The organism is Marinilabilia salmonicolor JCM 21150, assembly GCF_000259075.1.
GTDB lineage: Bacteria > Bacteroidota > Bacteroidia > Bacteroidales > Marinilabiliaceae > Marinilabilia > Marinilabilia salmonicolor.
On record NZ_AJKI01000003.1, the window covers coordinates 152,727 to 165,929 of the forward strand.

Here is a 13,203-nt window from a genome sequence, read left to right on the forward strand (position 1 = left end):
TAACTTCAAAACTTAAAATTATAGGTGACCGATGGCACAATGCGAAACATAACCGTTTTGTAGGCTTTCATTTTATTTGGGGTATCCGGATCTTCTTCGAATTGCACCGAATAGGCGTTGGCACGGTTGTATGCATTGTAGGCTCCGATGTGCCATTCACCTTCCCATTTACGGTCGGGTTTGTTTTTATCTTTGATGGTGACTGATAAATCGAGTCGGTGATAATCGGGCAGTCTGGCACTGTTTTTATCTCCATAAATGGGCAGGCTGGAATCGGCGTGTCTGAATCGCATGGTGGGATAGGTGATAGGTGCTCCTGTGCGGTAGGTCCAGGCCGAGGATATTCCTACTCTTTGAGATACTTGATAATTGAGGATGATGTTCAGATTGTGTGGAATGTCGTAGTTGGCCCGGTATTCTTTTCCATTGTTGATGTCAGGAAACTGACGGAATGCCCGTGACCAGGTATAGCCAATCCAGCCGGTGAGATCGCCTTCATTTTTTCTAAGAAGAAATTCAGCTCCGTAAGAGTGTCCCTCACCAAAGCGAATGTCTTTCTCCAGCTGATTGTTGAGCATCAGATTGGCATTGGGGTCAAAATCTATCTGATGATCCATCCATTTGTAAAAAGTTTCAACGGAAGCCTCGTAAGTATTGTTGCTGAAGTTCCGGAACCATCCTACAGATACCTGGTCGCATATTTGAGGTTTTACATGCTCCGAAGCCGGAAACCATACATCCAGTGGTGTGCCACTGGTAGAGTTAGAAGCCAACTGTATGTATTGGTAGGTACGACTGTAGGAGGCTTTGAGCGAGTTTTGCTCATTCAGCAGGAAGCGCGCACTCATTCTGGGTTCCAAACCTGTGTAGGTGTTGAAAATTTTGTTGTGACCATAATTCACAGTGTCTGAAACCTGGAAGTTATCATCGATACGGTAAACCGTTGCTTTGCCCATATTTTGAAACGCGGAGAATCGCAGCCCTGCATTTATTTTTAACTTGTCGCCAATTTTTTGTTCCCCAAGAAGATAAATACCATACTCAAGGGCTTTATTGTCCGGCACTTTGTAGTCACTCACCTGGTTGGATACTTCGAAGCGTCCCGGCTGAATAAAATGCCTGATGGCCTGGCCTCCGAAACGGATTGTGGTGGCAGGGCTCATTAACCAGCTGAAGTCGTATTTGGCACTCAGGTTCTCCAGGTATGAGGTCCAGTCAAATGTAGGGCTACCATCATTGACCTCCACCTGGTAGTTGTATTTACTGTACAGAAGTGTGAGGTTGGAGAACAACCGATCGGAAAAAAGGTGATTCCAGCGGGCCGTAAAAGTGGCATTGCCCCAGTTCATTCCCATATCATCGGCATATCCGTATTTGTCTTTTCCAAAATAGCCACTTAGAAAAATCCGGTTGTTGCTGTTGAGCTCATAATTGAGTTTGGCATTCAGATCATAGAAAAAGAGGGTGTTGTTGTTGATGGCCGAATCAGGAGATAATTTCAGGAATACATCGGCATAAGTTCTGCGTCCCGAAAGGATGAAGGAGCCTTTGTCTTTTTTGATAGGCGCTTCCAGTGTCAGTCGGCTTGATATCAGGCCTAAGCCTCCTTCTGCATTGAAGTCTTTTTTATTGCCATCGCGCATTTTTACATCGAGTAAAGAAGACAGCCGGCCTCCGGCAGAAGCTGGAATATCTCCTTTGTAGAGCGTCACATCTTTTACCGCATCAGAATTGAATACAGAGAAAAACCCCATCAGGTGACTGGGATTGTAAACCGTAGCTTCATCCAGCAATATCAGGTTCTGATCCATTCCACCTCCACGGACACTAAAACCACTGCTTCCTTCCACCGGTGTTTGTATACCAGGCATCATCTGAATGGACTTCATCAGATCCGACTCCCCAAAAATCACCGGAAGATTTTTCAGGGTTTGGGCATCCATCTGAACCATGCTCATTTGAGTGCTTTTGAGATTGTGGTCATTGGCTCTTCCTTTGATTTCGACTGCCCCCAGCTCAATAGTGGTGGGAGCAAGATCTACATTCATCTTGATGTTGCTGTGCAAATCCAGAGATTCCTGCCTGCTGGCATATCCTACAAATCCATACTCAATATTGTATTTTCCGGAAGGGATGGTCAGGGAGTAAAAGCCATAGTCGTTGGAGGTGGTTCCTGCCAGAAGTTCTTTAACGTAAATGGTTGCTCCAATCAGTGTCTCTCCTGTATCCTTGTCCTTTACATATCCACTGATGGTAAAATTATTTTGTGCGAAGATGATTGGGGAACAAAGAATCCAAAACAGGAGCGTCCATAAATATCGTTTCATAAAAAGGTATTAGGTAATTTTGGTTTAAGCGTTTATTAAAAAAAAGAATTACATTTTTCACGGAATAACAAAAACCATTCGTGATTTCTTCCTGTTTATGCCTGCAAAAGTAGAGAATATATTATAGTATTGATAGGCAAATTGGATGAGCAGCCTATTGGGCCCGGCGAACTGCGAAATTAACCTGATAGGATATTTTGCTACCTTTGCAGGCAAAATCTGGTGTGCCGAAGAGGTACCAGCCGTCACACCATTTATTGCACACTGATAATTGATCATTGATAATTGAACACTGATAATTGCACCATGTGGCTGATACTAACACTTGCATCTGCATTTTTTCTTGGATTTTACGATATACTCAAAAAGGTTTCACTGAAAGAGAATGCTGTGTGGCCCGTGCTGTTTTTTGGTGCGCTGACCAGTAGTCTGATATTTCTTCCGTTACTGATATTGTCGAATCAGGGAGTGATTGAACCTGAAGCCATGTTGCATGTCCCGTCTATGACAGCCAGAGAGCACTGGATGGTATTGCTGAAAACCGCAATTGTACTCACCAGTTGGGTTTTTAATTATTTTGCATTGAAGCATTTACCACTGACCATTGTGACGCCTGTCAGGGCTACAGGGCCTTTGTGGACTTTAATTGGAGCCCTCATTATTTTCGGAGAACAACTAAATTTCTTCCAGTGGAGCGGGTTGTTACTGACGCTCTTTTTCTTTTTTCGTTTTTCCACAGTCGGAAAACTCGAAGGTCTTTCCTTTCGTAACAATAAATGGATGTGGTTTGTGATTATAGGTACCCTTGCAGGAGCTGTCAGTGCGCTCTACGATAAACACATTCTTCGTCAGATGGACAGAGTGGCTGTACAGGCCTGGTTCTCATTTTATCAGGTGGCGTTGTTGCTTCCCATTTTGTGGATTGTTCGCCGTAAACGACCCTCTCGCACGCCATTTTTCTGGCGGTGGACCATTCCCCTCATCGGCCTCTTTCTGGTCATTGCCGATTTCTTCTATTTTTATGCCATCAGTGAGCCAGAATCGCTCATTTCAGTTATCTCCGCACTTCGTCGCAGCAGTGTAATTGTTCCATTCGTGTTTGGTGCGCTGATGTATGGGGAAAAGAATGTCAAGAAAAAGGCGATTTATCTGGGAGGAATTTTGGTTGGTATTGTGTTGTTGTTGATGGGGTGATCAAAACACAAAAAACACTACAACCCCCACAACAGCAATAAATGCCCCGATAACTTCCTTGGTGGTAATCTTCTCCTTAAAAATATACCGGGCAGGCAGGATTATCATAACAGGCGTCAGGGCCATCAGTGTGGAGGCAATTCCGGTGGTGGTGTACTTAACGGCCAGAAGACTGAAAGAAACACCCAGAAACGGACCAAAGAATGCTCCGATACCGATGCGGCCCATGGCTGATTTGTTCTTCAGTGCGGCCCACACATTGCCCCATCGGCGCCAGCCAAAAAAGACAAGAACAAAACCAACGATTCCGGCAATAACGCGTATTTGGGTGGACATAAAAGCATCCAGATCTCCCATTCCCAGCTTGCTAAGAACGAGTCCGAGGGCCTGGCCTGCAGCTCCGCCAAAAGCCAGTAGCAGGCCCGCCAGAGGAAAGTTCAGGGATAACCGCTTGCCTTTCATAGGGCGACCCAGTATTACCAAAGCAATTCCAATTATCGTCAGAACCATTCCAAAGGTATTGATCAATGTCATTTGTTCACCCAAAATGAGCCAGCCAAACAGTGCAGCCAGGGGAGGGGTAAGAGCCATAATGAGCATGGAAACCCTGGCACCAATGACTACAAAAGCCTGGAAAAGCAGAAGATCTCCAATCACAAAGCCTACCAGTCCTGAGAGACTTAGCCAAAACCAGGCGTGCATACCTGCATCTATCGGCCAGAAATGACCACGTGTAATGGTGGTAAAAATGCCCAGCAACACCAATGCCATCACCAGACGGATAAGGTTGACCGATAAAGACCCGACTTTTTTCCCGGCCGACTCAAAGGCCATGCTGGTGGCTGTCCAGCAGATTGCAGTGACAAGGGCTGCAAGCTCCCCAAGATGCGATGTGATGTATTCCATGTGAATTTAATTCTGAACTTTGTATGGTTTGAGGCGTTAAAGAAAGTAATTTTGGGGCAAATTAAACCCGATATTCACAGAAACTAATTTGTCTTTGCAAGAAAACACCAATTACTGCATTTCGACAGGCTCAATGTGGCACATTGTTCTCTGTTTTGAATCAGTTGTTTGCAAAAAATGTAAACTCCCTGGATTCAAGAACTTTGAAAGCTTTATATTTGGCAATTCTTATCAAAGGCTAAAAAAGCTTGGTTTTATTGTTGGTACTAAATTAAACGATTTGTGTTTTTGCAGGTCTATGCTAACTGTAAAATTATAGCCGGTGCAGAGATTATTGGGCATTAATGACGAGAATAGAAAAGCTGGCCACAATAGGAATATGTTTAAAGAATATTATAAGAGAGCGAAGCGGTTCTATTTGTTTTTAAGTTGTTAAATAGATGTTTATCAGATAATTATAAAGTTTTAAATGGATGAAACGAGCATGGAACTTTGATTCCTCCTTCGGCTTTGCCGCTTTGTTTACAAAGAAACTTGCCACTAAAGAGCATGTATAAAAGGATTGCGAGTTTCATCCAACCATAATAAGTAAATTTTATACGAATGAAAAGGAAAATCTGGATTTTCGCCATTGCAGCAGGGATTGTTTTAGCTGGTGTTGTTGTAATGTTTGTGTTGTTTTCGCTCAAAAAGGAACCCAAACCAACCCCTAAGCCTCAGGTGGATGTTTATGTGAAAGCAGAAACGGTTCAGTATAAGGATTTGCAGGCTGTGGTATCTTCATCAGGCCGATTGCATGCTTTAAATGAGGTGGTGGTGAGTTCTGAGGTTACGGGTCGGTTGAGTGAAGGGGATGTCCCTTTTCGCAATGGCCAGAAATTTCAGAAAGGACAGATTTTGGCAGAAGTGGTCAACCCTGAGTTTCCCTTAGGCCTGAAAGCTCGTAAAAGTCGTTTCCTTCAAAGTTTGGCGGTAATCCTACCCGACTTGCGTCTTGATTTCCCTGATTCCTTTTCTCGTTGGGAAGCTTTTTTTGAAAACATCAATATTGAGAAACCCTTGCCGGAGATGCCTGAACCTCAGTCATCCAAAGAGCGTATTTTTCTCGCGTCGCGGAACATTATCAGCGATTATTATTCCATTTTGGCAGATCAGGCACGACTTGAGAAACATCAGATAAAAGCTCCGTTTACCGGTGCCTTCAATAATATTATGCAGGATCCGGGTGTGGTGGTCAACCCAGGAAGTCAGTTGGCAACCATCGTTCGCACAGATGTTTATGAGTTGGAAGTACCCGTAATTCTGGATGAAGTCAGGTTTATATCAGTGGGTGACTCTGTGCAGGTAGAGAATGATAACTCTTCAGCCGCATGGAAAGGTGTTGTGAAGCGTATTGGGTCGGTGGTCAATCCCTCATCGCAGGCAGTTAGTGTATTTGTATCTGTTCCGGGAAGCCATGGATTATTTGACGGAATGTATCTGACCGCTCATCTGTATGGAAGTAAGGTAAAGGAGGTGATGGAGATGCCCCGGAATGCTGTATTTAATAACAATCATGTGTATGTTCTCGAGGAGATGCGGTTGATTGAAAAGCCTATTGAAATTGTGAAGCGGAATGATCAGACACTTTTCCTGAGAGGGTTGAATGAGGGAGAAGAACTGGTGGTAGAGCCGTTGTTGAATGTTACAGGAAATCCAATCTATAAAATTCTTCGATAAAGAGAGTTATGCGCAGACTGATAGAAACATTTGTACGATACCCTTTTTATGCCAACCTGTTTATTGTGGTAATTCTTGTATCGGGGATTTTTGGTTTTTTGCAATTAAAAAAATCTTTCTTTCCTGAACGGGAAACCCGTAACATCTACGTTACTGTTACCTATCCGGGAGCCAGTCCAAAAGAGATGGAGGAGGGTATTACTGTTCGTATTGAGCAGGCCATCAGAGGGCTGGTTGGGATTAAAGAGATTAATTCCACCTCACGCGAAAATTTCACCAGGGTAAATATTGAAACCACAGGTGAATACGATATTGATGAGGTGCTGCAGGAAGTAAAAAATGCTGTGGACGGTATTTCAAGTATGCCCGTGGATGCTGAGCGTCCGATTGTTTTTAAACGGCGTTCTACAACGCCTGCCATCAGGTTGGGATTGTATGGGGAAGCCGATATGTTGCGATTGAAAACACTTGCCCAAAGGATAGAGGATGATTTTCTGGCAAGCGGCCTGATGAGCCAGATTAATATTGGAGGCTATCCGGCGCTTGAAATAGCAGTTGAGATTAAGGAAGAGGTGTTGTTGAGATACGGTCTCACACATACTGATATCAGTAATGCCATTTCCAGAAATAACCGGGATGTGTCGGGAGGTCAGTTGCGTAGCGACGACCAGTATCTGATTATTCGATCCAGGTCACGAACTGTTGACCCGGATGAGATAGCCGATTATGTGGTGACCGCTGACCCAAACGGAAGGCTTATCCGTATTCGTGATTTGGGAAAGGTATTTTTACAGTTTTCTGAAACCCCAAGTGGTGCCTGGCTCAATGGAAACCGGGCGTTATATTTATCCGTTGATAAACTGATTACGGAGGATTTGGAGGCCATCTCCGATTTTGTTCACAATTACGCTGAGGAGTTCAACAGGACACATGATGATGCCGAACTGATTGCAACATTTGATTTCCTTGATTTGCTGAACTCCAGGCTTCATCTTTTGTATAAAAACGGTGGTTTTGGATTGTTGCTGGTAATTATTATTCTGGCAATTTTCCTAAGCTTCAGGCTTTCCATGTGGGTGGCCTGGGGGATTCCTTCATCGTTTTTAGGGATGTTTCTGGTGGCCGGAATGTATGGTGTTACCATTAATATGATATCCCTTTTCGGGATGATTTTGGTAGTAGGTATTTTGGTGGATGACGGTATTGTGGTGGCTGAAAATATCTTTTCTCATTTTGAGAAAGGTAAATCTCCCCGTAAAGCTGCAGTTGATGGTACTTTGGAGGTGTTGCCAGCGGTTATCACCTCTGTATCAACGACCATCATCGCTTTTGTTCCGCTGATGCTAATTGAGGGAAATATGGAAATGATGGGCGAAATGGCTTTTGTCGTTGTTGCCAGTCTGGCCTTTTCTCTTATTGAGGCTGCGTTGGTATTGCCCGCTCATATCGGCTCACCACATATTTTGCAGCGCAAGAAAGAGGCTGTGAATTTCGGGAATCGTTTTCGTGACCGTCTGGAGCGTTACATACTGTGGATGCGGAATCGTTTATATGGACGGTCGCTGGCATTTATTCTTCGTCACCGACATATAGCTCTTGCGGTACCTCTGACATTGTTACTGGTAACCATCGGTTTGTTTGGAGGAGGTTTCATCTCTTCCACATTCTTTCCTAATATTCCTCCCGACAGTTTCAATGTGAACGTCGCATTTACCCCCGGTGAAGGAGAAAAGCAGACATACGAATATCTGATGGACTTTGAAAAAGCTGTTTGGGAGGTAAATGACAAACTGATGGAGGAGTATAACGACACAGCTAACTTTGTGAATTATACTTACCTGGTAATGGGTAGTTCCTTTGATGGCGATGAATCGGGATCACACGCCGGTCATATTGCAGTGAACCTTAGAAATCTTGAGGGGAGTGAAATATCTGCCTTTGATATTGCCACCAGGGTAAGAGAATATATAGGTGCAGTTCCTGCTGCGGATAAATTTTCAGTTGCCGGCCGAAACCGCTGGGGAGAACCTGTTTCCATTAGCCTTATGGGGGATAATCTGGAAGAGCTGGACCAGGCCCGCGACTTTTTATTGGAAGAACTGCAGGATATTCCTGAGCTAACCGATGTTGTGGACAATGAGGCACCCGGCGCTCAGGAAGTTCGGATCAAACTGAAACCCAAAGCGTATTATCTGGGATTGGATATGTTTACCATTATGAACCAGGTAAGAAATGCCTTCTTTGGTGCACAGGCTCAGCGATTGCAACAGGGGAAAGATGAAATCAGAGTCTGGGTGCGTTATCCTCCCGGAGAAAGAGAGGAAATTGGTCAGTTGGAAGATATGAAGATAAAGACACCGCAAGGTGAATATCCGCTAACCGAGTTGGTAACCTATAATCTGGAACGTGGTCCGGTAGCAATACAACGCTTTAATGGTAAACGTGAGATGCGCGTTGACGCCGATCTGGTAGATCCTTATGAACCGGTTCCGCCAATTCTGGAGCGCGTGAGCAATGAAATCATGCCACAGATTCAGGCTAAATATCCCGGAGTTAGCTACTTCTACCAGGGACAACAGAAGTATGCTGCCGAATCGCAAAATGAAATTGCCAAGTATTTTCTTCCGGCATTTGGAATCATTATGGTTCTTATTATGTTTCATTTTAGGTCATTCGGTCAAGGGGCTATTGTGTTGGTGATGATTCCTCTGGGGTGGTTAGGCGCTGCCTGGGGACATGCAATACATGGTATTCCTTTGTCTATGCTCAGCGTGTGGGGAATGGTGGCACTTTCCGGTGTAATCGTCAACGATGCGGTGGTGTTCCTTCAAAAATACAATCAGTTGCTGGAGGAGGGGTTATCGGTGAAGAATGCTGCTTTTGAGGCCGGATTGGCCAGATTTAGGCCTATTGTGCTCACGACCCTTACTACCACCCTGGGATTGTATCCTATTATATTGGAAACCAGTCGTCAGGCCCAGTTTTTGATTCCGATGGCGATGGCACTGGCTTATGGTATTTTGTTTGGAACAGCATTTATCCTGATTTTTTTCCCGGTTGTTATTATGGCTCTTAACGATGTGAGGGTTTTAATGAAGTGGCTGTTTACCGGCCGTCGGCCATCTCCCGAAGAGGTGGAGAAAGTAAACGTATTGAAAAATCGTAAATTAGACTAGTGTCTGTCCATAAAGTACCACTTGCTGCGTTACGCTCGCCACCAAAATGCTCATTTACGAAAGTAAACTGCGCTTTTGGTGGCTTCGCAAGCCTTGCAATTGGCACTTTCTGATCAGACACATGACTAAAAGAAGACTTTACTATACTTTATAGACGGCCACTAGACTAGAGAAGTGAGGTGAAACTTTTTCGATTGGAAGGTGTGGATTCATTGCAATAAAAGCAGCAGAATTGAGTGCCAATCCGCACCATTAAAAACGGATGCAGATTACTCGTGAAAAAATAAAGGAAGGTAAATAATTACCTTCGTTATTTGCGGCAAACAGGCAGATTCAGGAATCTGTCAAAAAACGAACATATAAAACAAAAAAATCTGTGAAACAAACGATCACATATCTGATACTAACGCTGTTTTTTGCCTTCCCCGGTGCGGGACAGGAGCAAAGTAACAGCTATACGCTGGATCAACTGATTTCTGAATCTCTTGAGAACAATTATGATATCAGGGTTAGCCGTACCGACCTTGAGATCTCTGAGTTGAATAATACCTTAGGGAGTGCAGGTATGCTTCCAACATTGATGTGGGAGAGTAGTCTGAACAATAGTTTTAATGATCGTTACGATGTTGATAATCAGAACGGAAGTTTGCAAAATGGTGTGCGACTCAACTGGGTGTTGTTCAAAGGCTTTGCTGCACACATCAGGAAAGACCGGTTGGAAACGATGGAACAGTTGTCGGGTGGTAACCTTGTATTAGTGGTGGAGAATACCATTCAGGCAGTTGTGATGGCCTGGTATCGTGCCCTGATGGCCAAAGAGCAATTGGAGCTGTTGAAAGAGGTGATGCAGTTGTCAGAAGACCGACTTGGCTATATGGAAGATCGTCGGGATCTGGGAGCAGCTACCAGTTATGAGATATTACAGGCTCGTACAGCCTATTTGACCGATAAAACTGCTTATCTCGAGCAGGAGGTGGCTGTTATCAATACCATCCGTGAGCTGAAATACCTTGCAGGTATGGATGAAAGCGTATCGCTAAAGCTGGACGGAGAAATGGATTTTGATGGAGGCGAATATGCACTTGGTGAGTTGCTTGCACAGTTGGACAACAGTAACCGAAGTATTCAGAATCAATTTGTGAATCTTGCACTTTTGGAAAAACAGCGGGTACTGGAGCAACGAGCCCGGTATCCATCGTTAAACGCAACGGCAGGTGCCGGACATAATGTTCATCCTGAGTCGCTTAACAGCAATAGTGCAACTCCTGGGTTTTCTGATGGTTATTTCTCTTATTTTGCTAATTTCTCTCTGAGTTTTACCCTCTTTGATGGCGACCGTATCAACCGGAATATACAAATTGCCCGAATGGAAGAGGCCATTGGCCAGACCAACCTGGAAGAGATGAAGCACCGTTTGAAAAACAGGTTGCTCAATCTTTATGATACCTACCAGGTTCGGAAAGAGCTGGTTGAGGTAGGAAAAGAAAATATGGAAACAGCCCGCGTTAACATGGAGTTATCGGAAGAGAAATTCCGGACAGGAGCTATAAACTCTTTTAATTACCGGGATGTGCAGCTGGGGTATCTTCAGACTTCAATAAATTACTATCGCTCAGTATTAAACCTGGTAGATACCCATACCGATTTGGTGCGCATCACCGGAGGTATCGTAGAGGAGTATGAGTAGGTCAGGTGTGTAACCCCTGCCGGGGCTTTGGTTTTTGTGTCACAACATTTTTTCTACCATACTTTCGCCCCTCCGGGGCTGTCCCATTTCAGAAAGAGGTAACTCAACTTAACTCAGAGCTCAAAACCCAGAACTCAGAACTCAAAAACTCCCCATTGGGGGCCAAGCAAAAGCCCCGGCAGGACTTTTCCTGCCGGGGCTTCTCTTCAGGCAACTTCACTTCCTTCAAAAACCCAAAGATAGAAAGCGTTTACTTGCAGTCACATTCTCCGCCGCAACTGCACTCGTGAGCACCATCCGTTTTGCAGCCGCAATTGCCACCACATTTACATTGATGCCCTTGTGCATTTCCGGCATAAGAGTAACCCTGTGAGTTGCTTGGTTCGTGTACTTGTCCCATATTTCCTATTCCTTTGATTTGATATATTGCAAAGTAAAGCACAATTTTTTGTAAAATCAAGATAAATTTGTCCGGAATTACATCTTTTTCTTTTTGCATTGATATATAAGGTTTGCTGGAAAATACTTAAAAGTATAGGAATAAATTATTTACGAAGAGATATTTTGTTCCGGATGTAATTTTTTTTTGAGAAATTATAATGCTGATATTTGGTAAACACCTGATTGAGGCTGGTGAAACAAACTGGCTGTATGTCATGTTTTAAATGGTAAAAACCATACTTTCATGAAAATACTTTTAACAGGGGCTACTGGTTATATTGGCAAACGATTGTTACCTGTGCTGGTAGATCAGGGACATGATGTGGTGTGTTGTGTAAGAGACAAGAAAAAGTTTACTCCTGGTAACTCTGTCAGGCACAAAATAGAAATTGTGGAACTGGATTTGACAGATAAAGCATCTTTAAAAAGAATACCTTCCGATGTTGAATGTGCATTTTATCTGGTTCATTCTATGGCCACATCATCTAAATACCAGGAGTTGGAAAAACAATCAGCCATCAATTTCAGAGAAGCTTTAAGCGATTTGTATATCCGGCAGGTGATTTATCTTAGCGGTATTGTCAATTCAAAGACACTATCTGCTCATCTTCAATCACGAAAAAATGTGGAAGATGAACTTGGAAAAGGAAATTATGCGCTTACCACTATCCGGGCTGGAATCATTATTGGTTCGGGAAGTGCCAGTTTTGAAATTATCCGGGATTTGGTAGAAAAACTGCCTGTGATGATTGCACCACGGTGGCTCAATACCAAATGTCAGCCGGTGGCTATTTCTGATGTCATAAAAGTTTTAACGGGTTGTATCAATAACCGGGAAACATTTGACCAGCATTTTGATTTATCGGGCCCGGAAACGCTTACTTATAAAGATATGTTGCAGGGACTTGCACGGGTGAGGGGTTTGAAACGGCATATTTGGACGGTTCCGGTGATGACGCCACGCCTTTCTTCTTACTGGCTCTATTTTGTGACAGCCACATCCTATAAATTGGCCATTGCTCTGGTGGATAGTATGAAAGTGGAGGTTGTTGCTCAGGATGATCGTATTAAGGAATTATTGAGCATGGATCCGTTGTCGTATGACGAAGCAGTGCGCCGTGCCTTTATGAAGATTGAACAAAACGAAATTGTTTCCAGTTGGAAGGATTCTACCATTAGCGGTCGGCTGAATTACAAAATATCAGATTATATCAGTGTCCCCACCCATGGTTGCCTGACTGATCAACGCCGTAGGAACATTGTGAATCGCGAAGATACAATCCACAAGATATGGAGTATCGGAGGCGACAACGGTTGGTATTTTGGCAATTGGCTATGGCGTTTACGTGGTTTTCTTGATAAGCTGGTTGGTGGAGTGGGATTGCAACGGGGGCGCACCAATGTCCATGAGATTCAGGCAGGTGATACCCTCGATTTTTGGCGTGTACTGTATGCCAATAAAGAAGAAGGCAGGCTGCTGTTGCTGGCTGAAATGAAATTGCCCGGAGAGGCTTGGCTTGAATTCAGAATTGAAGAAGATACTTTGATTCAGACGGCCACTTTCAGGCCCAAAGGTTTGGCCGGGCGCTTATACTGGTATGTACTTTTTCCTTTTCATTTTTTTATTTTTGATTCTATGGCGGAGCGGTTGGTGTAGAGGAAATAGCTACACCTCCGTAATGAGGCGCATCTACAAGTATTACAAACGTACTTATGGGAATGATAAAAACACGCTGTATCTTTTCTTTATCAA

8 protein-coding genes are annotated in these 13,203 nt (G+C 43.9%); 5 read left to right on the forward strand and 3 right to left on the reverse strand.

Annotated features, from left to right (window positions below):
- Nucleotides 1-5: 5 nt before the first annotated feature.
- Nucleotides 6-2,327, reverse strand: a complete 2,322-nt coding sequence (locus tag W7W_RS0104230; protein ID WP_010662594.1) for a TonB-dependent receptor — start codon at nt 2,325-2,327, stop codon at nt 6-8.
- A gap of 306 nt (nt 2,328-2,633) precedes the next feature.
- On the opposite strand from W7W_RS0104230, the gene W7W_RS0104240 reads away from it, so the two are divergent.
- Nucleotides 2,634-3,521: a DMT family transporter gene (locus tag W7W_RS0104240; RefSeq protein ID WP_010662596.1), complete on the forward strand. Its 888-nt coding sequence runs from the start codon at nt 2,634-2,636 to the stop codon at nt 3,519-3,521.
- On the opposite strand, the gene W7W_RS0104245 is transcribed toward W7W_RS0104240, so the two are convergent.
- Entirely contained in the window at nt 3,522-4,427 is a 906-nt protein-coding gene (locus tag W7W_RS0104245) for a DMT family transporter (RefSeq protein WP_010662597.1), read from the reverse strand. It abuts the gene before it with no gap.
- Nucleotides 4,428-5,030: 603 nt separating this feature from the next.
- On the opposite strand from W7W_RS0104245, the gene W7W_RS0104255 reads away from it, so the two are divergent.
- The 3 genes from W7W_RS0104255 (at nt 5,031) to W7W_RS0104265 (ending at nt 11,009) form a co-directional block, all read left to right on the forward strand.
- The gene (locus tag W7W_RS0104255; protein ID WP_010662598.1) at nt 5,031-6,146 is read left to right on the forward strand and encodes an efflux RND transporter periplasmic adaptor subunit; all 1,116 of its coding nucleotides are present in this window, start codon (nt 5,031-5,033) and stop codon (nt 6,144-6,146) included.
- 8 nt (nt 6,147-6,154) lie between these two features.
- Complete coding sequence (locus W7W_RS0104260; protein ID WP_010662599.1) at nt 6,155-9,322, forward strand: efflux RND transporter permease subunit; 3,168 nt, start codon at nt 6,155-6,157, stop codon at nt 9,320-9,322.
- 376 nt (nt 9,323-9,698) lie between these two features.
- Nucleotides 9,699-11,009, forward strand: coding sequence for a TolC family protein (locus W7W_RS0104265; RefSeq protein ID WP_010662600.1), 1,311 nt, complete (start codon nt 9,699-9,701; stop codon nt 11,007-11,009).
- Between the two features lie 250 nt (nt 11,010-11,259).
- Here W7W_RS0104265 and W7W_RS0104270 read toward each other — a convergent pair whose 3' ends face one another.
- Complete coding sequence (locus tag W7W_RS0104270) at nt 11,260-11,508, reverse strand: hypothetical protein (RefSeq protein ID WP_010662601.1); 249 nt, start codon at nt 11,506-11,508, stop codon at nt 11,260-11,262.
- A 186-nt stretch (nt 11,509-11,694) separates the two neighbouring features.
- Between W7W_RS0104270 and W7W_RS0104275 the strand changes: the two genes are divergently transcribed.
- The gene (locus W7W_RS0104275; protein WP_010662602.1) at nt 11,695-13,107 is read left to right on the forward strand and encodes an SDR family oxidoreductase; all 1,413 of its coding nucleotides are present in this window, start codon (nt 11,695-11,697) and stop codon (nt 13,105-13,107) included.
- Nucleotides 13,108-13,203 lie beyond the last annotated feature (96 nt).